Here is a 21669-nt window from a genome sequence, read left to right as displayed (position 1 = left end):
GCCGCTTCGCGCCACAGCGCACCGCACCCGCGACACCGCACACGTCAGGCGGGTTGGACCAGTTCGATCAGGACGCCGCCGGCGTCCTTGGGGTGGACGAAGTTGATCCGGGAGTCGGCGGTGCCGCGCCGGGGCGTCTCGTACAGCAGGCGTACGCCGCGCTCGCGCAGCGCCGCACAGGCCACGTCGATGTCCGCCACGGTGTACGCGACCTGCTGCACGCCCGGTCCGTTGCGGTCGAGGAACTTCCCGATGGTCGACTCCGGCGTCAGCGGGGCGAGCAGTTGCACGCAGCCGCCCTCGGCGGTCGGCCCGACCGTCAGCATCGCCTCGCGGACCCCCTGCTCGGCGTTGACCTCGGTGTGCACGCACCGCATGCCGAAGGTCCGTTGGTAGAAGTCGATCGCGGCATCGAGGTCGGCGACCGCGATCCCGACATGGTCGATGCGGCGTAGACCGATGTCTGTGACATAGTCGGCAGCGGGCTCGACGGGGGAGTTCTCAGGCATGACGCTAGTCTGGCCGAACGATAGTTAAGGCGTACAGGTCGGCACCCCCTCGGAGGCAGTCATGGCTTCGGTGATCGTCAGTGGCGCGCGTACCCCGATGGGGCGTCTGCTGGGCAACCTGAAGGACCTACCGGCGACCAAACTCGGCGGTATCGCCATCTCCGCGGCACTGGAACGTGCCGGCGTGGCCCCCGACCAGGTCCAGTACGTGATCATGGGGCAGGTGCTCCAGGCCGGTACCGGTCAGATCCCGGCCCGCCAGGCGGCGGTGGAGGCGGGCATCCCGATGTCGGTGCCCGCGCTGACCATCAACAAGGTCTGCCTCTCCGGGCTGGACGCGATCGCGTTGGCCGACCAGTTGATCCGGGCCGGCGAGTTCGACGTGGTGGTGGCCGGCGGCATGGAGTCGATGACCAACGCCCCGCACCTGCTGCTCGGTCAGCGGAGCGGCTACAAGTACGGCGACGTGGTGGTCAAGGACCACATGGCGCTCGACGGGCTGACCGACGCGTGGGACTGCTGCTCGATGGGCGAGTCCACCGAGCGCCACGGCGCCGAGCGGGGGATCAGCCGCGAGGAGCAGGACGCCTTCGCCGCCGCCAGCCACCAGCGGGCCGCCGCCGCGCAGAAGAACGGCCACTTCGCCGACGAGATCACCCCGGTGGTCATCCCGCAGCGCAAGGGTGACCCGCTGGTGGTCAGCGAGGACGAGGGCATCCGCCCGGACACCACCGCCGAGACGCTGGCCAAGCTCCGTCCGGCCTTCGCCAAGGACGGCACCATCACCGCCGGCAGCTCGTCGCCGATCTCCGACGGTGCGGCCGCGGTGGTCGTGATGAGCAAGGCGAAGGCCAAGGAACTCGGGCTGACCTGGCTGGCCGAGGTGGGCGCGCACGGCAACGTGGCGGGCCCGGACAACTCCCTGCACTCGCAGCCGTCCAACGCCATCCAGCATGCCCTGCGCAAGGGTGGGCTGAGCATCTCCGACCTTGACCTGATCGAGGTCAACGAGGCGTTCGCCCAGGTCGGCATCCAGTCCACCCGTGACCTCGGGATCAGCCCGGACAAGGTGAACGTGAACGGTGGCGCGATCGCGCTGGGGCACCCGATCGGCATGTCCGGCGCCCGGCTGGTGCTGACCCTGGCGATGGAGCTCAAGCGGCGCGGCGGCGGCACCGGCGCGGCGGCGCTCTGCGGCGGCGGTGGTCAGGGCGACGCGCTGATCATCCACGTCCCGGCCCCGGCCGAGACCGACCTGTGAGCACGAGGAACGAGCCGATCGTGCGAGCCCCGCTGTCGGGCCCGACGCGCAGCACGGTGAGCGAGCGAGCCCGGCCGTCGGGCACGACGCGCAGCGTGCGAGCGTCGCGGTCGAGGGCGGCGGTATGAGCGAGACGAGGGGGAGCGCGCCGGCTGCGGCCGGTTCGGTACGGCGTAGTCGGGACGTACCGATGCTCGTCGAGCGGGCCCGCGAGGGTGACCCGCGCGCGGTGGCCCGGCTGATCACCCTGGTCGAGTCGGGTGACGAGACGCTGCCGCGCATCGCGGCGGCGCTCGCGCCGCACACCGGACGGGCCCAGGTGGTCGGGCTGACCGGTTCGCCGGGGGTGGGCAAGTCGACCACCACCAACGAGCTGGTCCGCGCGCTGCGGGCGCGGGGACACCGGGTCGGTGTGCTGGCGATCGACCCGTCCAGTCCGTTCACCGGCGGGGCGATCCTCGGTGACCGGGTGCGGATGCAGGACCACGCCACCGACCCCGGTGTGTACATCCGGTCGATGTCCAGCCGGGGGCACCTGGGCGGGCTGTCGGCGGCCACCCCGCAGGCGGTGCGGGTGCTGGAGGGTGCCGGCTGCGACGTGGTGCTGGTGGAGACCGTCGGGGTCGGGCAGGCCGAGGTCGAGGTGGCCTCGCTCGCCGACACCACGTTGGTGCTGCTCGCGCCGGGCATGGGCGACGCGATCCAGGCGGTGAAGGCCGGCATCCTGGAGATCGCCGACATCTTCGTGGTGAACAAGGCCGACCGGGACGGCGCCGACGCGACGGTCCGGGACATCCAGGGCATGATCGCGCTCGGCGAGCGCGGACCGGGGCAGTGGCGGCCACAGGTGGTGCGGGCCGTCGCCGTCCGGGGCGAGGGGATCGACGACGTCGCCGCCGCCGTCGACAAGCACCGGGGCTGGCTGGTCGAGCACGACGAGCTGCGCCGTCGCCGGGAGGCGCGGGCCGCCGCCGAGATCGAGGCGATCGCGCTGGGTGCGCTGCGCGCCCGGATCGGTTCGCTGCGCGACGGTACGCAGTTGCCGGCACTCGCCGCCGAGGTCGCTGCCGGTGCGATCGATCCGTACGCCGCCGCGGATACCCTGCTGGCCCAGCTCTCCGGCTGAAATCCAGTCCACTGCGGACCGTCTCGGACGGTTACGCTCGCACCGCCTTCGCAGAGCGCGTGGGGTGGTGTGACGGCTGCTGGAGAGAGATGGACCACGAGATGACGCAGGAGTTGCCGATGACGCCGGACGCGGTGGCGGGTGGTCGCACCGACATCTCGGACGAGGTGGTGGAGAAGATCGCGGTGGCCGCGGCGAAGGCCGTACCCGGTGTGGTCGAGTTGGGCGGTGACATCGCGCGGTTCTTCAACGCGGTGCTCGACCGGGTCGGGCTGGACCAGGTGGGTGACGCCCGACGCGGGTGCTCGGCGCACGTCACCAACGGCGCGGCAGTGGTCAACCTGGTGATCGTGATCGACGCCGGGCACGCGGTGCCCGAGGTGACCTCGGCGGTACGCACCGGCGTGACCCAGGCGATCGAGGCGTACGGGCTGCGGGTCGACGAGATCAACATCCGGGTGGACGACGTCGCCATCGGTGGTCCCGCCGCCTGAGGGGCCGGTCGACATTACCGGCCGGTAGGAGTTTCCTTAGCGATCGTTCAGGTAAGGGCTCTACACTCGACGTGCAGTCGAGGACTCGAGGAGGAGCCCGGGGATGAACGCCGACGAGATCGCCGCCGGACGGGCCCGCTGGCAGGCCCGGTACGACGCCGCGCGCAAGCGGGACGCGGACTTCACCACGCTCTCCGGGCTGCCCGTCGAGCCGGTCTACGGGCCCCCGGAGGGTGCCGCGTACCCGGGCTTCGACCGGATCGGCTGGCCGGGCGAGTTCCCGTACACCCGGGGCCTGCACCCGACCGGCTATCGCGGGCGGACCTGGACCATCCGGCAGTTCGCCGGGTTCGGCAACGCCGCCCAGACCAACGAGCGCTACAAGATGATCCTCGGCGCCGGCGGCGGCGGTCTCTCGGTCGCGTTCGACATGCCCACCCTGATGGGCCGCGACTCCGACGACCCGCAGTCGCTCGGCGAGGTGGGCCACTGCGGGGTGGCGGTGGACAGCGCCGTCGACATGGAGGCGCTCTTCGACGGCATCGACCTGGCGGCGGTCACCACCAGCATGACCATCTCCGGCCCGGCGGTGCCGGTGTTCTGCATGTACCTGGTCGCCGCCGAGCGGCAGGGCGCCGACCTGTCGACGCTCAACGGCACCCTGCAGACGGACATCTTCAAGGAGTACATCGCGCAGAAGGAGTGGCTGTTCGACCCCGAGCCGCACCTGCGCCTGATCGGCGACCTGATGGAGTACTGCGCCCGGGAGATCCCGCGCTACAAGCCGCTCTCCGTCTCCGGCTACCACATCCGCGAGGCCGGCTCGACCGCCGCGCAGGAGCTGGCGTACACGCTCGCCGACGGGTTCGGCTACGTCGAGCTGGGGCTCTCGCGCGGGTTGGACGTCAACGTCTTCGCCCCCGGGCTGAGCTTCTTCTTCGACTCGCACGTCGACTTCTTCGAGGAGATCGCCAAGTTCCGCGCCGCCCGCCGGATCTGGGCCCGCTGGCTGCGCGACGTGTACGGCGCCACCAGCGAAAAGGCGCTCTGGCTGCGCTTCCACACGCAGACCGCCGGAGTGTCGCTGACCGCCCAGCAGCCGGTCAACAACGTGGTGCGTACGGCCGTCGAGGCGCTCGCCGCGGTGCTCGGTGGCACCAACTCACTGCACACCAACGCGCTGGACGAGACCCTGGCGCTGCCCACCGACTCCTCCGCCGAGATCGCCCTGCGGACGCAGCAGGTGCTGATGGAGGAGATCGGGGTGACCAACGTGGCCGACCCGCTCGGCGGCTCGTGGTACGTCGAGGCGCTGACCGACCGGATCGAGGCGGAGGCGGAGGAGATCTTCGCCCGGATCCGCGCGCTGGGCGGCGAGGGCCCGCACACCATCGGCCCGATGACCTCCGGCATCCTGCGCGGCATCGAGGACGGCTGGTTCACCGGCCAGATCGCCGAGTCGGCCTTCGTTTACCAGCAGGCACTGGAGAAGGGCGACAAGAAGATCGTCGGCGTCAACTGCCACACCGGCACGGTCGCCAAGGAGCTGGAGATCCTGCGCATCTCGCACGAGGTGGAGCTGGAGCAGCGCCGGTTGCTGGCCGAGCGCAAGACCGCCCGGGACGCCGCCCGGGTCCGGGCGGCGGTCGAGGCGATGGTGGCGGTGAGCCGTACCGGGGAGAACATGATCCCGGCGATGCTCGACGCCGTCCGGGCCGAGGCCACGCTCGGCGAGATCTGCGACGCGATGCGCGCGGAATGGGGCGTTTACCGCGAGCCCGCCCGGTTCTGACACCCGCTCCGGCGCGGGTGTCTGGGCAGCGGTGACAGTGGCAACTGCGCGGGCGGCGCTTGATCTGAGTTCGGCAAATCGCGTGCGAGACTAGGTAACCATGAGCGACCCACGGATCACCTCGTCGATCTTCACCCGCGGCGCGGTCGACCTCAGCGCGTTGCGCCCCGCCGCGCCCAGTCCCACCCCGGCACCGGCCCAGTCCGGCCCGCCCGCCGCCGTGCCCGGCGGCTCCGTCGGCGGTGGCGTCACCGTCATCGACGTGACGGAGGCGACCTTCCAGTCCGAGGTGCTGGAGCGCTCGCTGACCACACCCGTGGTGGTGGACTTCTGGGCCGAGTGGTGCGAGCCGTGCAAGCAGCTCTCCCCGGTGCTGGAGCGGCTGGCGGCGGAGGGCGGCGGCGCCTGGGTGCTCGCCAAGGTCGATGTGGACGCCAACCCTCGGCTGGCGCAGATGTTCCGGGTGCAGGGCATCCCGATGGTGTACGCGGTGGTCGGCGGGCAGCCGGTCGACGCCTTCTCCGGCGTGGTCCCCGAGGCGCAGCTCCGCCAGTGGATCCAGGCGGTGCTCAAGGCCGGTGGCGTGGCCGTGGCCGAGCCGGAGGACCCGCGCCTGGACGAGGCGGACGACGCCCTGATGACCGGTGACCTGGACGCGGCCGAGCGGGCGTACCGCAAGATCCTGGCGGAGACCCCGGCGGACGCGGCGGCGGAGGCCGGGCTGGCCCAGGTCGGGCTGGCCCGCCGGGTGGCCGGCGCTGACCCGCAGGCGGCGCTCGCCGCCGCGGCGGCCGACCCGGACGACGTCGGCGCGCAACTGCTGGCCGCCGACATCGAGGTGCTCAGTGGTCTGGCCGAACAGGCGTACCAGCGGCTGGTGTCGGTGGTCCGCCGGACCGCCGGGGAGGACCGGGAGAAGGTACGCCAGCACCTGGTCGGCCTCTTCACCATCGCCGGTCCGGAGGATCCGGCGGTCGCGTCGGCGCGTCGGGCCCTGGCCAGCGCTCTGTTCTGAGTCACTTACCACGCCAGCGCGGGCCGGCGTGATGCCGGCCCGCCCGACATCAGAGGACGGGAGCCCATGTGAGCGCGAGGAGTGAGCTTGCGAGCCCCGCAGCCGCGAACGAAAGCGGTCGGTGATGCGCCGGATCGCCGTCCTCGACGCGCCGAGCAACCTCGGCCTGCGTCCACCCACGCCCACCTCGGTGCCGGGCTGCGGCAAGGCCCCGGGCGCACTGCGTGACCAGGGTCTGCTGCCCCGGCTGCGGGCTCGCGACGCCGGTCACCTGACCCCGCCCCGGTATGACGCCGGGGACTGGCGGCCGGGTGACGGGGTGTGCCATGCGCGGGAGATCGCCGACTACTCGGTGGGGCTGGCGGACCGGATCGGCGCGATCATCGACCGGGGCGAGTTCCCGGTGATCCTCGGCGGCGACTGCTCGATCCTGCTCGGCTCGGCCCTGGCCATGCACCGGCTCGGCGAGGCGGTGGGCGGCCGGATCGGCCTGGTCTTCGTGGACGGGCACTCCGACTTCCGGCACCCGGGCAACGCCTCGTACGTGGGCGCGGCGGCCGGTGAGGACCTCGCCCTGGTGACCGGCCGGGGCCAGGCCGACCTGGCCGCCATCGAGGGGCGACGCCCGTACTTCCGGGACATCGACGTGGTGGTGCTCGGCATCCGCGCCCAGGACGAGTACCGGCTGGACCTCCAGGCCGCCGGGATCCTGACCCGGCCGGTCCCGGCGCTGCGGGCCGAGGGCGCCGCCCGGACCGCCCAGTGGGCGCATGAGCAGCTCGCGGACTGCGCCGGCTACTGGGTGCACGTGGACGTGGACGTCCTCGACCCGGCCGTGATGCCGGCGGTCGACGCCCCCGACCCGGGCGGGATCGCCTTCGCCGAGCTGGAGATCCTGCTCGCCGGGCTGGTCGACACCCCGCACTGCCTCGGCGTCGAGCTGACCGTCTTCGACCCCGACTACGACCCGGACGGCGCGTACGCGGCCGAGATCGTCAACACGTTGGTGGCCGGGCTGCGCCCGGTGACCGCCCCCGGCTCGATGCCGCCCCGGCTGCGTCCGGAGACCGTCGAACGTCCCGCTCCGGCACCGCGCCGGGGCGTCGACCCGGCCGACGTGCCGTCGGCCGGACCGCGCTTGCTGGCGGCGGCACCGGTCTCCGTCGGCCCGTCGACCGCCGCGCGTCCGGGCGGCCCGGAGGAGGACGCCCGGACCGACCGGGAACCGGAACCGGACGTCGCCGACTGGGCGCCCGAGTCGGACGCGGCCTACCAGGAGCCGGACCCGGACGCCGCCGATCCCGACGAGGACGGGTTCGACGACGTCGACCCGGCCGGCGACGTCGCCCGGCCCACGTCCGCGCCGGGCGGCCTGACCGCCTGAGCGGTCAGCGGGACAGGGCGCGCAGGAAACGCTCGGCGATCGGCACGGCGGTGCCGCTGCCCGAGCCGCCCTTCTCCACGAAGACGGCGAAGGCGACGTCGCCCTGCCACCCGACGAACCAGGCGTGGGTGTTCTCCGGGTTGTCGTCGTACTCGGCGGTGCCGGTCTTGCCGTGTACCGGCCCGCCCGGGGCGTCCTTCAAGGCGGTGCCGGTGCCGCTGGTCACGACCTCGCGCATCATCTCGCGGACCGCCGTCACCGCCTCGGCGTTCAGCTCCGGGCCCGGCTCGGTCGCCCCCTCCGGGGCGGGGTCGAGCACCAGCTTCGGCGGGGTGAAGCCGCCCTTGGCCACCGCCGCGGTCGCCGCCGCCATGGCCAACGGGCTGACCAGGGTGGTGCCCTGGCCGATCGCGGCGGCGGCCTGTTCGGTGGCGCCACCGTTCGCGGAGACCTTGCCGGTGAAGGCGTCGAGCCCGACCGTCCACTGGCCCTCCAGGCCGAGCGTCTTGCCGGCGGCGGCCAGCCCGTCGCCGCCGAGCTGCGGTGCCAGGGCGGCGAACGTGGTGTTGCAGGACCGGGCGAAGACGGTGCGGAAGGGCACCTCGCCGAGGGCGAAGTCGTTGGAGTTCTTGAACGATCGGCCGTCGACGACCTGGGTCTTGGGGCAGTCGACCCGGGTGTCCGGGGTCACCGCGCCGCGTTCCACCAGCCCGAGCGCGCTGACCATCTTGAACGTGGAGCCTGGCGGCACCTGGGCGGTGAAGGCCAGGTTCTCCCCGGCGGCGCCGGGACCGTTGGCGGCGGCGAGCACCGCGCCGTCGCCGATCCGGACGGCGACCAGGGCGGAACGTCGCCGCTCGCCGCGCAGTGCCTGGTCCGCCGCGTTCTGGGTGGCCACGTCGAGGCTGGTCCGCACCGGCTCGCCGGGCCGTGGGTCGTGCTGGAACAGTTCGGTGCCGGTGGGCTCCACCGTGCCGGCTCCGGACGCCCGCTTGACCACCACGGTGAGGCCCGGCGCGCCACGGAGCCGTTCGTCCCAGCGTCCCTGCACCCCGCCGTGCCCGACCAGGTCACCAGGGGAGTAACGGTCGGGGAAATTCTTCAGGTCGTCGGCCTGGGCCGGACCGACCGTGCCGAGCACCGCCCGGGCGAACTCGCGGGTGGGGGCGAGGTCCAGCTCGTCGGTGGAGAAGACGGCCCCCGGCAGGTCCTTGATCCGGGACCTGATCTGCCGGTACGCCTCGTCGCGCAGCGTGACGACCTCGACGAACGCGTCCGGCTTCGCCTCGTCCAGCCGCTTGGCCAGACCGGACAGGTCGACCGGTGGGGTGATCGCCGGCCGGATCGCCCGGAACGCCGCGTCCAGTTCGCGGGTGACGGCCTTCACGTCGGTCACCGCGCGGGGCTCCAGCCCGACCCGGACCACCGCGCGCGGGGCCACCAGCGGCGCGCCCGCACCGTCGAGCACGCCGGCGCGCGGCGCCGGGTCACGCCGCAGACCGAGCCGGTCGCCACGGGTGAGCTGCTCGGCGAGGACCTGCGGCTCCCAGATCACCTGCCAGTCGTCGTCGCGTCCCTTGACCAGCCGAACCGGCCGGTCGTACGTCCAGGTGACGTCGCCGGGCAGCGTCCACTCGACGCGGATCGTGCTGGTCGCGGTGTCCTGTTCCACCGTGGGCTTGCCCTGCCGGCTCAGCTTGGGCGGCGTCTCGACCAGCTCGCCGGAGAGCTCCCTGATCTCCCGCGCGACGTCGGCGGCGGGCAGCCGGCTGCCGGTCGGGTCGACGAAACCGACCGCCTGGAGATCACCTGTGGGCCAGCCGGCGAGGAAGGCGTCCACGCTGCGCTCCGGGCCGTCCTCACCGGAGCAGGCGACCAGAGTGGCCGAGATCACCAGGCAGGCGGCAAGGGCGGCCAATCGTGACGAGATGTGACGGTTGCGGTACGCGCGGTGCATCGGGCTGGTGTCCTCCTGCTCGGGCTGCCCTGCACGCTAGTACGCCCTGACACCTGGGGCTGCCCCGCCGTACCCCGTTCGGCGAAAGACGGGACCGCGCTCGTGTGATGAACAACATCTGGCGGGGTACTCCTGATCCGGCCGAACCTCGTACCGCAACGTGCGAAAGGACGACGTCACGCACCGGAAGTCCGGCTGGTGGTACGCCGACGGGTCGACCGGTCGGTCTGGCCTAGGCTGGGCGGCGAGAGTGACCCACAACGCGGTGGGTCGAGGGGAGTGGCACCGAATGGACCGGCGTCCGGCGATCAAACCGGGACCCGACCTCCGGCAGGATGACACCGGCCGGGACGACAGCTTCGACACGGCGACCGACGGAGACGGCTACGGCCGACTCGACACAGGAACGACCGGGATGACCGGTTCGAGCATCGACACCCTCTACGACCTGGGCCTGCCACCAGAGGCGTTGGCGGACGACGTGGAGGACGCCGAACTCGACGAGCCGGTGCCCAACGCCGAGCGGTTGGTGGCCCATGCGGTCGCCCTGGCCGGCGACGACCACGACGCGGCGACCCTGGTGGGTCGGTTCTGGCGGTTCGCGCCGGACGAGGAGCTGATCGGCTTCACCGCCGAGGAGATGCTCGACGCCGCACGCGCCCACCGCCAGCTCGCCGAGCAGCGGGTGCCGGGCGAGTTGAAGCTGCGGATCCACTCACCCGACGCCGAGCAGCATCACAGCGTCGTCGAGATCGTCACCGACGACATGCCGTTCCTGGTCGACTCGGTGACCGCCCTGCTCAACAGCCACCACCTGGACGTGCACCTGCTGGTGCACCCGCTGGTCGTGGTGCGCCGGGAGCCGCTGGGACGACTGGTCGAGGTCGCCGCCGACGTGGAGCCGGACGACGCGATCGACGGCGACCTGGTCGAGAGCTGGATGCGGATCGAGATCGACCCGGTCCGCGACCCGGAGGTGCGCGACAAGCTGCGCCGCGAGTTGCAGCGGGTGCTCACCGACGTGCGCGAGGCCGTCGAGGACTGGCCCAAGATGCGCCAGCGGGCCCTCGCCCTCGCCGACGAGCTGGCCGCCGCGCGGACCAGCGACAACCGGCCGCCGGTGCCGGAGAAGGACATCACCGACTCGGTCGAGCTGTTGCGCTGGCTGGCCCACGACCACTTCACCTTCCTCGGCTACCGCGAGTACCGGCTGGTGCAGGACTCGACTGAGGGCGGGCCGGCGCTGGAGGCGGTGCTCGGCACCGGGCTGGGCATCCTGCGGCAGGACTCGCCGGAGGCGCGGGCGCTGTCGTCGATGACGCCCGAGGCGCACGAGAAGGTCACCGAGAAGCGCCTGCTGATCATCACCAAGGCGAACTCGCGGGCCACCGTGCACCGCTCGGCGTACCTCGACTACATCGGCTTCAAGATCTTCGACGCCGACGGTCGGGTGGTGGGCGAGCGGCGGTTCCTCGGCCTGTTCTCCACCGCCGCGTACCGGACCAGCGTGCAGGAACTGCCGGTGGTCCGACGCAAGGTCGCCGAGGTGCTGGACCGCTCCGGGCTGAGCCAGCGCAGCCACTCCGGCAAGGACCTGTTGCAGATCCTGGAGACGTACCCGCGCGACGAGCTGTTCCAGATCAAGACCGACGACCTCTACCACGCGGTGATCGGCGTACTGCGGATGGCGGGTCGCCGGCAACTGCGGGTGTTCCTGCGCCGGGACGCGTACGGGCGGTTCATCTCCTGCCTGATCTATCTGCCCCGGGACCGGTTCACCACGCAGAACCGGCTGCGCATGCAGGACATCCTGTTGCGCGAGCTGAACGGTGTCGGGGTGGACTACACCACCCGGGTCACCGAGTCGATGCTGGCCCGGGTGCACTTCATCGTGCGCACCGACCCGGGCAGCCCGCCCGGAGACATCGACGCCGACCTGCTCGCCGAGGAGCTGGCCGACGCCACCCGGCTCTGGGACGACGACTACCGGCTGGTGCTGGAGCGCAAGCTCGGCGACGAGCAGGCCAAGCACCTGTTCGCCCGGTACGCCGACGCGTTCCCGGAGGGCTACAAGGACGGGCACACGCCGTACGAGGCGATGAAGGACCTGGCCAAGCTGGAGCTGCTGGAGGAGTCCGGCCAGCTTGAGATGCACCTGTTCCGCAAGCAGCCGTTGCCGCGTGCGGTCGTCCGGTCCGATGTCGACGAGTCGATGGACGTCCGGTTCAAGGTCTACCGCTACGGCGAGCCGATGATGCTCTCCGCGGTGCTGCCGGTGCTGCACTCGCTCGGCGTCAAGGTGGTCGACGAGCACCCGTACGAGGTGGAGCGCGTCGACGGCCGGATCTGGCTGTACGACTTCGGGCTGCGTCTGCCCGAGGGCCACCAGGAGCTGGCCGAGGTCCGCCCGCACGTGGAGAACGCCTTCGCGGCGGCGTGGCGGGGCGAGGCCGAGGTGGACGGCTTCAACGAGCTGGTGCTGCGCGCCGGGCTCACCTGGCGGCAGGTGGTGGTGCTGCGGGCGTACGCGAAGTACCTGCGCCAGACCGGCACCGTCTTCTCCCAGGACTACATGGAGTCCACGTTCATCGCGTACCCGGGGATGGCCACGCTGCTGGTGCGCCTCTTCGAGGCGCGGTTCGAACCGGGGACGCTCACCGCCGAGCAGCGGGAGCAGCGGGCCGCGGAGTTGGTCTCCGAGATCGACGCCGCGCTCGACGACGTGGCCAGCCTGGACCAGGACCGCATCCTGCGGGCGTACCTGAACCTGATCCAGGCCACCCTGCGGACCAGCTTCTACCAGAAGCCGATCGGCGGGCGGCCCAAGTCGTACGTGGCGTTCAAGCTGGACCCGCAGGCCATCCCGGACCTGCCGGCGCCCCGGCCGAAGTTCGAGATCTTCGTCTACTCGCCCCGGTTCGAGGGTGTGCACCTGCGGTTCGGGCCGGTGGCCCGGGGCGGGCTGCGCTGGTCCGACCGGCGGGAGGACTTCCGGACCGAGGTGCTCGGCCTGGTCAAGGCGCAGATGGTCAAGAACGCGGTGATCGTGCCGGTGGGTGCCAAGGGCGGCTTCGTGCTGAAGCAGAAGCCGGGCGACCGGGACGAGGCCGTGGTCTGCTACAAGGAGTTCATCTCCGCGCTGCTGGACGTCACCGACAACATCGTGGCCGGTGACATCGTGCCGCCCGACGACGTGGTCCGGCACGACGGCGACGACCCGTACATGGTGGTGGCGGCGGACAAGGGCACCGCGACCTTCTCCGACATCGCCAACGAGATCTCCGTCGCGCACAACTTCTGGATGGGCGACGCGTTCGCCTCCGGCGGTTCGGCGGGCTACGACCACAAGAAGATGGGCATCACCGCCCGGGGCGCGTGGGAGTCGGTCAAGCGGCACTTCCGCGAGCTGGGCCACGACACCCAGAGCCAGGACTTCACCGTGGTCGGCGTCGGCGACATGTCCGGCGACGTGTTCGGCAACGGGATGCTGCTCTCCGAGCACATCCGGCTGGTGGCCGCCTTCGACCACCGGCACATCTTCCTGGACCCGAACCCGGACGCTTCCACCTCGTTCGTCGAGCGCAAGCGGTTGTTCGAGATGTCTCGTTCGACCTGGGAGGACTACCACGCCGAGCTGATCTCGGCCGGCGGTGGCGTCTACCCGCGTACCGCGAAGTCGGTGCCGGTGTCGCCGCAGGTCCGCGCGGTGCTCGGGCTGCCCGACGACGTGACGCAGATCAGCCCGCAGGAGTTGATGAAGGCGATCGTCACCGCGCCGGTCGACCTGTTCTGGAACGGCGGCATCGGCACCTACGTCAAGGCCTCCACCCAGACCAACGGCGAGGTGGGCGACAAGTCCAACGACGCGATCCGGGTGGACGGTCGCAACCTGCGCTGCCGGGTGGTCGGCGAGGGCGGCAACCTGGGCTTCACCCAGCAGGGCCGGATCGAGTACGCCCAGTCGGGCGGCCGGATGTACACCGACTTCATCGACAACGCGGCCGGGGTGGACTGCTCCGACCACGAGGTGAACATCAAGATCCTGCTGAACACGGCGGTCGCCGACGGCGAGCTGTCCGTTCCCGAGCGGGACGACCTGCTCGCCCGGATGACCGACGAGGTCGCCGAGCTGGTCCTGCGGGACAACTACGACCAGGCCCGTGCGATCAACAACGCCCAGGCACAGGCCGCGTCGCTGCTGCCGGTACACCGCCGGATGATCACCGATCTGGAGCGCTCCGGCGAGCTGAACCGGGCGCTGGAGGCGTTGCCGCCGGACGAGGAGCTGGCGGTACGCGCCGAGTCCGGGCTGACCGCGCCGGAGTTCGCGGTGCTGCTGGCGTACGTGAAGATCGCCCTGGAGAAGGAGATCATCGCCGAGGGGTTGGCCGACGAGAAGTGGACCAACGAGGTGTTGGTCAACTACTTCCCGACCCCGATGCGGGAGCGGTTCGCCGACCGGATGGACCGGCACCGGCTGCGTCGCGACATCGTGACCACGGTGCTGGTCAACGAGGCGATCAACCGGGGCGGCATCTCGTTCGTCTACCGGGTGGTCGAGGAGACCGCCGCCACCGCCGCAGACGTGATCCGGGCGTACGTGGTGGTCCGCGAGGTGTTCGGGCTGCGGGAGGTCTGGGACGCCATCGAGGCGCTGGACAACCGCGTCGACCCGGGGTTGCAGACCAGCGCCTACCTGGACACCCGGCGGCTGCTCGACCGGGCGGTGCGCTGGCTGGTCACCAACCGGCGCTCGCCGCTGGACGTGCCGGCGGAGATCGCCCGGTTGCGGGAGGGCGTGTCGGAGCTGCTGCCGAAGCTGGAGACGCTCTTCTACGGCACCGAGCGGGAGGGCATCGCGGCGCACATCGACTCGATGACCGAGCGGGGCGTGCCGCGTGAGCTGGCCGAGCGCAACACCCGCCTGATGTACAGCTTCGGTCTGCTGGACGTGGTGGAGACCGCGGCCGGCAGCGGGCGGAACGTGAGCGAGGTGGCCTCGGTCTACTTCGTGCTCTCGAACCGGTTCCGGGTCGACTCGCTGCTGTCGAAGATCTCCCTGCTGCCCCGGGAGGACCGCTGGCAGACGCTGGCCCGGATGGCGCTGCGCTACGACCTGTACGCCGCGCTGGCCGCGCTCACCGGGGAGGTGCTCGACTCCACGCCGGGTGATCTTCCGCCGTCGGAGCGGGTGCAGCAGTGGGAACAGTCGAACGCCACCTCGATCCACCGCGCCGAGCGGGCGATGGGGGAGTTCGACGAGTCCCGCGCCGACCTGGCCGCGCTCTCGGTGCTGCTGCGCCAGATCCGCACGCTGGTCCGCACCTCCTCAGCGAGCTGAGATGTAAGGAAGGGCCCCTTTCTAACGCCTCGTGCATAGGAAGGGGCCCTTCCTAACGTTCCGGTCAGCTCGCCAGCGAGGCGAAGACGATCACGTTGTCCGGGTAGTCGCGCTTGGCCTCGTCGAACTGTCCGCCGCAGGTGATCACGCGCAGCCCGGGCCGGTCGGACGGGCCGTACACCTGCTCGGTGGGGAAGGCGTTCTTGGGGTGGGCGGCCACCGAGTCCACCCGGAAGTCGACCGAGCCGCCGTCGGCCCGGCTGACCGTGATGACGTCGCCGGGTTGCAACGCACCGAGGGAGAAGAAGACGGCCGCGCCGATCGCGGCGGAGTCCACGTGTCCGACGATCACCGAGTTACCCACCTCGCCCGGGCTGGGACCCGGCTCGTACCAGCCGGCGAGCATGGCCTGGTCCAGCGGGGGGACCTCCACCGTGCCGTCGGGGTTGGTGCCGAGCATCATGATCTTCGCGTCGACGCCGATGCGGGGGATGGTGATCGTGGTCGGGGCGGACCGGGGCAGCCCGGTCGCGGGGCGGGCCGCGCCGGAGTCACCGTCGTCGAGATCCGCGTCGTCGACCGGTACGGACGCGCGGGGCTCGGGGGTGCTCGGCCCGGCCTGCGCCAGGGGCTGCGGTGGGCGTACCGGCTCGACGGGCCGCAGTGCCGCGCCGACCAGCCCGGAACCCACCATGGCCAGCAGCACGACGACGGCGGCGCCGACGGCGCGCCACGGAGAACCGTGACGGCCGCCGGCCCGTCTCGCCGTCGCGTCAGGCCGCGAACTCATCGGCCCGGCGCCGACGCATCAGCACGAGGCCACCGAGGGCCGCCGCACCGACCATGCCCGCTCCGGCGGTGGCCAGGCCACCGTTGGCGCCGGTGGCGATCCCACCGTCACCGCCGTCGACCCCACCGTGCGGCAGGACCACCAGCTCGCCGACGCCGCAGGAGCCCTTCAGCTCGTACGTGCCGGGCTTGGCGTCCTTGGCGACGCGGGCTTCGCCGTAGTAGACGAAGTCCTTCTCGTGCTCCCAGCGGTCACCCGAGTCGTCCTTGCCGTACTCGCCCGAGTCCTTGCCGTACTCGCCCGAGTCCTTGCCGTGCTCGCTCGACCGCTCCCACTCGCGCTCGCCCTCGGCCTTGCCCTCGCTCGACCAGTCCTTCTCGCCCTCGCGAGACCAGTCCTTCTCGTCGGACGACTCGTGCTCGCTCTTGCTCGACCATTCGTGCTCGGACTTGGCGCCGCGCTCCTCCTCGGCGGACGGGGCCTTGTGGTCCCGCGCCCCCTCCGCGTCCTGGCCGTGCTCCTCGGCCTTCCAGTCGCGGTCCTTGCCACTCTCGTCGGCCGCGTCGGCCGCACCGCCGCCGGTGCCCTTGGACTCCGGCGCCGACTCGGCCTCGCCCGACCAGTCCTTGCCCTCCGAGCGGTCCTTGCCCTCCGACGAGTCCTTGCCCTCCGAGCGGTCCTCGCCGCCGGACTGCCAGTCCTTGCCGTCCTGCGAGTCCTTGCCGTCCTGCGAGTCCTTCTTGCCCTCCCAGTCCTTCTTGTCCTGCGGGTCCTTGTTGTCCTCCCAGTCCTTGCGGTCCTGTTTCCAGTCCCGGTCGTCACCCTTGTCGCCCCGGTCGTCACCCTTGTGGGCCGCTTCGAGCTCGACCTTGCCGGTGACCTTGGACCAGACGAAGGGGTGCTCCTGCGCCTCTTCGCAGACCTGCACCAGCTTGACCTCGTCGCCGGGCTTCACCGCGTGCGGCTTGGCGAAGACCTTGCCCTCGTCCTCGGGAGCGTGGCCGTCGGCGAGCGCGACCCCGGGCGCGAACACCAGCAGGGAAGCACCGCCGAGGGCGGCACCCGCAACGACCTTCCCCAGCATCTTCTTAGCCATGACCTGTGTCACTCCATCCCTGTTGTCCTGCGGCTCGTACAACCGAGCCAGAACTGACGTTAGACCGTTTCACGACCTATGCAGGGAAAGATTCGTTTTCTGGCATTCGTACGATTTACCCGATCGATCAGGCGCTGCTGAGGGAGGCGTGCCGGGGTGTCCCCGGTGGGGTGGTTCCACGCTTCGTGACCGGCGGGCGGCCGTTCGGTGGCGGTGTGTCACGTGGTGCGCCAGTCGAGCCCGGGTAGGGTTTCGAAAATATCGAACCATTGCCATGGAAGCGCTCCCATGCAAGAATCGCTGCACGCGGTGATCGGAGCCACACCGCACAGGCAGTTGTCGAGGGCATCCGGTGTCACCGGACGACCACTTGCCGTCGACCGGGCATGCCGGTCGTGCACCACCACCAACGCCCGCCCGGGTCGGGCGCTCCCGAAGAATCCCGTTGGCATCGGCGGTCGTCCGTGCAGGACGTCCCTCGGACGCCACGTGCCGGGCCGTACGCGGATCCGGTCTCGCCCAAGGAGATCAGTGGCATGAATGTGTGGAGAAGGCTGTCCAGTCGACGGCGAGCTGTCGCGCTGGCCGGCGCGAGCGCGCTGGTCGCGGGCGGTTTGGTGACCATTCCGGTCACCGCGGCGCACGCCGCGACGCAGTGCGACGTCGCGTACACGACCAACGACTGGCAGGGCGGCTTCACCGCCAACATCACCATCCGGAACATCGGTGACCGGCTCACCAGCTGGACCCTCGGCTTCACGTTCCCCGACGCCAACCAGCGCGTCCAGCAGGGCTGGTCGGCCCGCTGGAGCCAGTCGGGCCGGAACGTGACCGCGCAGAACGAGTCCTACAACGGCAACCTGGCCACCGGCGCCAGCACCAGCATCGGCTTCAACGGTGCCTGGAGCGGCAGCAACCCGAAGCCCACCTCGTTCACGGTCAACGGGGTCTCCTGCAACGGCGGCACCACGCCGACCACGCCGCCGCCCACCACCCCGCCGCCGACCACGCCCCCGCCCACGACGCCGCCGCCCACCACCCCGCCGCCCACGACGCCTCCGCCCACGACGCCTCCGCCCGGCACCAAGGTGGACAACCCGTACCTGAACGCCCGGGGCTACGTGAACCCGGAGTGGAAGGCCAAGGCCGAGTCGGTCAGCGGTGGTAACCGGATCTCGAACACCCCGACGGGTGTCTGGCTGGACCGGATCGCGGCGATCGAGGGCACCGACAACAGCCAGTCCAACGGTCCGATGGGTCTGCGTGACCACCTGGACGAGGCGCTGCGGCAGAACGCCCAGTACATCCAGGTCGTCATCTACAACCTGCCCGGCCGGGACTGTTCGGCGCTGGCCTCCAACGGTGAGCTGAAGGCCGACGAACTGCCCAAGTACAAGGCGCAGTACATCGACCCGATCGCGGCGATCCAGGGTGACGCGAAGTACCGCAACCTGCGGATCATCAACATCATCGAGATCGACTCGCTGCCGAACCTGGTCACCAACACCACCGACCGAGACGGTGGCGTCCCGCTGTGCGACACCATGAAGGCCAACGGCGGGTACGTCCAGGGTGTCGGCTACGCCCTCGCCAAGCTGGGCGCGATCCCGAACGTCTACAACTACATCGACGCCGGCCACCACGGCTGGCTCGGCTGGGACACCAACCTCGTCCCGAGCGCGCAGATCCTGCGGGAGGCCTCGCGTGCCTCCGGCGCCACCACCGCCCACGTGCACGGCTTCATCGTCAACACCGCGAACTACTCGGCGCTGCGTGAGCCGTACGCCCGGGTCACCGACACGGTGAACGGCCAGACGGTGCGGCAGGCGAAGTGGATCGACTGGAACCAGTACAACGACGAGCTGTCCTTCGCCCAGGCGTTCCGGCAGGAACTGGTCCGGCAGGGCTTCGACAGCGGCATCGGCATGCTGATCGACACCTCCCGCAACGGCTGGGGCGGCAGCGCCCGGCCCACCGCCGCGGGCCCGACGACCAGCGTTGACGCCTACGTGGACGGTGGCCGGGTCGACCGTCGTATCCACAAGGGCAACTGGTGCAACCAGGCCGGTGCGGGTCTGGGCGAGCGCCCGAAGGCCGCGCCGGAGCCGGGTATCGACGCGTACGTCTGGATCAAGCCCCCGGGTGAGTCGGACGGCTCCAGCCGCGAGATCCCGAACAACGACGGCAAGGGCTTCGACCGGATGTGCGACCCGACCTACACCGGCAACGTCCGCAACGGCAACAGCCGCAGCGGTGCCCTGGCCGACGCCCCGATCTCGGGCGCCTGGTTCCCGGCGCAGCTCTCCGAGCTGATGCGCAACGCCTACCCGCCGTTGTCCTGACGGTCAGGCATACCGGCCGCCGGCAGTAGGTGAGGCGCTGCGGCGGCAGGTTCCCCGGGCCCCTGGTCCGACCGCACCGGTCGGACCAGGGGCCCCTCTCACCGCACGGGCGGGTCCACTCGAACCGGGTGGACCCGCCCCGTGCTCAGGGCACCGTCTTCTCGATCGCGGCCCGGCCGGTCTCGGCCAGCTCACGCCGGGCCCGCTCGATGTTCTCGGGGGTGAGGTCCTGGCCCCGGGCCATCACCAGGTCCTCCGGGTCCCACGGCTGCTCGGCGCCGGTCCGGATGTCGTCCCGGGCGGCTCCGGTGCCGGTGCCGGTCGCGCCGGTGCCCGCCGCGTACGGGTCGGCGATGACGTCCTCGGTGGGCGCGTCGAGGTCGATCCGCTCGCCCGGCCCGGCGAAGGCGGGGGTGTCCCGGTCGGCCCCACCGCCGGTCATCAGCTCGGGCACGCCGCTGTCGTCGTCCACCGCCGCGGCCACCTCGGGGCGCTCCTCCAGCGGTCGGTCACGATCCGTCATCCTGCCGCCCTCCTGTCCGCCACACGGTTCCTCCGGCCCCCTGCGGGTACCCGCCGGTCACCTGGCCATGCCTGCGACGGCACGACGAAGGCGGGCGTCCCGTTCGGGGACACCCGCCTTCGACGGTGATCAGCGGCCGAGCACCCGATCCAGGAAGTCGCGGTAACCGCGCACCGCCACCCGGAGCTGTTCGGTGTCGGGCGAGCCCGCCTCCTGCCACCCGCCGAGCTTGTCCTTGTGCTCCGCCAGCGCCGCGGACAGCGCCTGCATGGCCTCGTCGACGAGCGACTGCGCCTGACCGGCAGCGGCCTGCGGGTCGTCCACGAAGCGGAGCTGGACGTCACGCCAGCGGTCCCGGAAGCCCTGTGCGGTCGTCTCGTCGAAGAGGGTCGCCGCGCTGGCCGGAACCGTCGAGCCGGCGTCGGTGTCACCGGTCGGCGACGGCCCGTCCGGGTCGACCATCGTCGGGGCGGCGCTGCCGTAGCCGGGGCCGCCGGCCGCCGCCACGTCGGTGGTGTCGACCGTCGACGCGTCACCGGGCAGGTCCCGCGACGCGATCCGCCCGTCGAGGTCGTCGGCCCGGTGGCCGCCCGTCCCACGCTGCGCGGCCGTGTCCGGGTCGTCCAGGTCGAGATCGGTGCGGTCCACATCGTCGCCGGTCCGGTCGAACTCGGCCGTCGGGTCGGCCCGCAGCCCCTCCCGCTCGCCGTCGACCGCGCCGTCGCCCGGCGCCGCGGTGCGCTCCTCGCGCGGGTCGATCTCGTCCTCCGGACGCCGGCTGGCCAGCGCGGACGCGGCCACCGCGCCACCGACCGAGGTGGCGCCGAAAGCGGTCGGCACCGGAGCGGGATCGGTTACCTCGGCATCCCGGTCGTCGTCGCCCGGCCGGCCGTCCCAGGGGCGGTTGCGGTCGGCGGACTCCACCCGGTCGCGGTCCGTCGGCTCGTCAGCGCGGTCGAGGTCGTCCGGTACGTCCCGGTGGGCACCGTTCGGCGGCACTGCCACCGGGGCAGACCGGACGGCCTCGGGGTGGTCGTTGTTGAGCTGCTGCTCTTCTTGCCGCATAGTGCTCTCCTCAGCGGTTCGTGGCGTCATGGGCGGCCTCGGGGTGGCGCTGTTCGGGCGTGGTGGCGGCCGCGACCGGTTCCTCGCCCAGCAGGTCGGCGAAGAGGGCGCGGTAGTGCACGACGGCCTGGCGGAGGTCCTCGGTGCTGGCCTCGCCCCGCGAGTTACGCAGGTGGATCTCGTGCGCGTCCCGGTAGTGGCTGAGCGTCCGGGCGTGCTCGACGGACAGGTGGGCGATCTGGTCCGAGAAGTCACCGGTGGGGTAGCCCCGCTCGGCGACGAGCCGCGTGACCAGTTCGTCGGCCTGGCCGACGGTCTCGGCGGGGGAGTCGATGAAACGCACCTGGAGTTCCTCCCAGGCGGCGGCGTACCGGGCGCGGGACTCCGGGTCCAGCGGGACGAGTTCGAGTTCGGCGTGCCGGCGTTCCCGGTCCCGCAGCTCCCGCTCGGCGGCGCTGCGGCTGTCCCGCTCGGCGACGACATGGTCGTACTCCGGGCCGAACCGTTGCCGTAGCGACCGACGGCGGCCGGCCACGACGACGGCCGCGGCCACGGCGGCGACCACCAGGATGACGAGGACGGTGACGACTATCTGCGTGGGCGACATGGCTCCTCCTTCGCCTTGAGGTATTCCCTCCGGGCACTGATCGCCAATCCCGTTCCGGAGCACTTTCCTCATCCGGATCGGCGGTGGGCAGGGCGGAGACCCGTGGAGGAGGGGACGAGCGGCGATTCGGAGCATCGGCCGAGGCCGGGAACCGGACGAGCGCCGTGTGATCGCCCGTTCCGGGCGACAGGGGCGTCCTCGGGACGTCCGGCACCGTATAGGTAGTCTCGACAGACGGTAGTGCGTCCGGCGCGGATTACGTATCCTGCCCAAGGCGCCCGAACCCCGGCGTCCCGGCGGACAGCCGGGGCGCGTGTCGGCGACGGTGCTGCCCGGCCGTGCCGGAGCCCTTCCAGCCACCCTCCCG

Annotated in this window: 15 protein-coding genes; 8 read left to right on the top strand and 7 right to left on the bottom strand. The window is 71.6% G+C overall.

What is annotated here, in order from left to right; genetic code table 11:
• Positions 1–44: 44 nt before the first annotated feature.
• Positions 45–509 carry a methylmalonyl-CoA epimerase gene (mce, locus tag ABT008_RS00340; protein ID WP_350692383.1) on the bottom strand — a complete coding sequence of 155 codons (465 nt, stop codon included), beginning with the start codon at positions 507–509 and terminating at the stop codon, positions 45–47.
• A 61-nt stretch (positions 510–570) separates the two neighbouring features.
• Between mce and ABT008_RS00335 the strand changes: the two genes are divergently transcribed.
• The 6 genes from ABT008_RS00335 to ABT008_RS00310 all read left to right on the top strand — a co-directional run bounded on the left by ABT008_RS00335 (position 571) and on the right by ABT008_RS00310 (position 7581).
• On the top strand, positions 571–1770 hold the full coding sequence (locus ABT008_RS00335) for an acetyl-CoA C-acetyltransferase (protein ID WP_350692381.1): 1200 nt from the start codon (positions 571–573) through the stop codon (positions 1768–1770).
• A gap of 124 nt (positions 1771–1894) precedes the next feature.
• Positions 1895–2896: a methylmalonyl Co-A mutase-associated GTPase MeaB gene (gene meaB, locus ABT008_RS00330; RefSeq protein ID WP_350692380.1), complete on the top strand. Its 1002-nt coding sequence runs from the start codon at positions 1895–1897 to the stop codon at positions 2894–2896.
• A 101-nt stretch (positions 2897–2997) separates the two neighbouring features.
• A complete protein-coding gene (locus ABT008_RS00325; protein WP_502890304.1) occupies positions 2998–3390 on the top strand; it encodes an Asp23/Gls24 family envelope stress response protein in 393 nt (130 codons plus the stop codon).
• A gap of 103 nt (positions 3391–3493) precedes the next feature.
• Complete coding sequence (gene icmA / locus ABT008_RS00320) at positions 3494–5182, top strand: coenzyme B12-dependent isobutyryl-CoA mutase large subunit (RefSeq protein WP_350692379.1); 1689 nt, start codon at positions 3494–3496, stop codon at positions 5180–5182.
• A 100-nt stretch (positions 5183–5282) separates the two neighbouring features.
• Positions 5283–6197, top strand: coding sequence for a tetratricopeptide repeat protein (locus ABT008_RS00315; protein WP_350692378.1), 915 nt, complete (start codon positions 5283–5285; stop codon positions 6195–6197).
• 121 nt (positions 6198–6318) lie between these two features.
• Positions 6319–7581 carry an arginase family protein gene (locus tag ABT008_RS00310; protein ID WP_350692377.1) on the top strand — a complete coding sequence of 421 codons (1263 nt, stop codon included), beginning with the start codon at positions 6319–6321 and terminating at the stop codon, positions 7579–7581.
• Positions 7582–7585: 4 nt separating this feature from the next.
• On the opposite strand, the gene ABT008_RS00305 is transcribed toward ABT008_RS00310, so the two are convergent.
• A complete protein-coding gene (locus ABT008_RS00305) occupies positions 7586–9538 on the bottom strand; it encodes a penicillin-binding transpeptidase domain-containing protein (RefSeq protein ID WP_350692375.1) in 1953 nt (650 codons plus the stop codon).
• A gap of 289 nt (positions 9539–9827) precedes the next feature.
• Between ABT008_RS00305 and ABT008_RS00300 the strand changes: the two genes are divergently transcribed.
• On the top strand, positions 9828–14879 hold the full coding sequence (locus tag ABT008_RS00300) for an NAD-glutamate dehydrogenase (protein ID WP_350692373.1): 5052 nt from the start codon (positions 9828–9830) through the stop codon (positions 14877–14879).
• 64 nt (positions 14880–14943) lie between these two features.
• Here the strand turns inward: ABT008_RS00300 and ABT008_RS00295 are convergent, their stop codons facing one another.
• Both ABT008_RS00295 and ABT008_RS00290 read right to left on the bottom strand, forming a co-directional pair.
• Positions 14944–15669, bottom strand: a complete 726-nt coding sequence (locus ABT008_RS00295; protein WP_350692371.1) for a class F sortase — start codon at positions 15667–15669, stop codon at positions 14944–14946.
• Positions 15653–16765, bottom strand: coding sequence for a hypothetical protein (locus tag ABT008_RS00290; protein ID WP_350692370.1), 1113 nt, complete (start codon positions 16763–16765; stop codon positions 15653–15655). Before ABT008_RS00290 ends, ABT008_RS00295 begins: the two co-directional genes overlap by 17 nt.
• A gap of 536 nt (positions 16766–17301) precedes the next feature.
• Here ABT008_RS00290 and ABT008_RS00285 point away from each other — a divergent pair.
• Positions 17302–19107 (top strand): glycoside hydrolase family 6 protein, encoded by a 1806-nt coding sequence (locus tag ABT008_RS00285; protein WP_350692368.1) that lies wholly within the window; start codon positions 17302–17304, stop codon positions 19105–19107.
• Positions 19108–19252: 145 nt separating this feature from the next.
• Here the strand turns inward: ABT008_RS00285 and ABT008_RS00280 are convergent, their stop codons facing one another.
• The 3 genes from ABT008_RS00280 to ABT008_RS00270 form a co-directional block, all read right to left on the bottom strand.
• On the bottom strand, positions 19253–19630 hold the full coding sequence (locus ABT008_RS00280; RefSeq protein ID WP_350692367.1) for a hypothetical protein: 378 nt from the start codon (positions 19628–19630) through the stop codon (positions 19253–19255).
• A 129-nt stretch (positions 19631–19759) separates the two neighbouring features.
• Positions 19760–20695, bottom strand: coding sequence for a hypothetical protein (locus tag ABT008_RS00275; RefSeq protein ID WP_350692365.1), 936 nt, complete (start codon positions 20693–20695; stop codon positions 19760–19762).
• A gap of 10 nt (positions 20696–20705) precedes the next feature.
• The gene (locus ABT008_RS00270) at positions 20706–21302 is read right to left on the bottom strand and encodes a hypothetical protein (protein WP_350692363.1); all 597 of its coding nucleotides are present in this window, start codon (positions 21300–21302) and stop codon (positions 20706–20708) included.
• Between the last annotated feature and the right edge of the window lie 367 nt (positions 21303–21669).

It is taken from the genome of Micromonospora sp. NPDC002389 (assembly GCF_040296095.1).
Classification (GTDB): Bacteria; Actinomycetota; Actinomycetes; order Mycobacteriales; family Micromonosporaceae; genus Micromonospora.
This window is presented reverse-complemented; position numbering and strand designations above follow the sequence as displayed.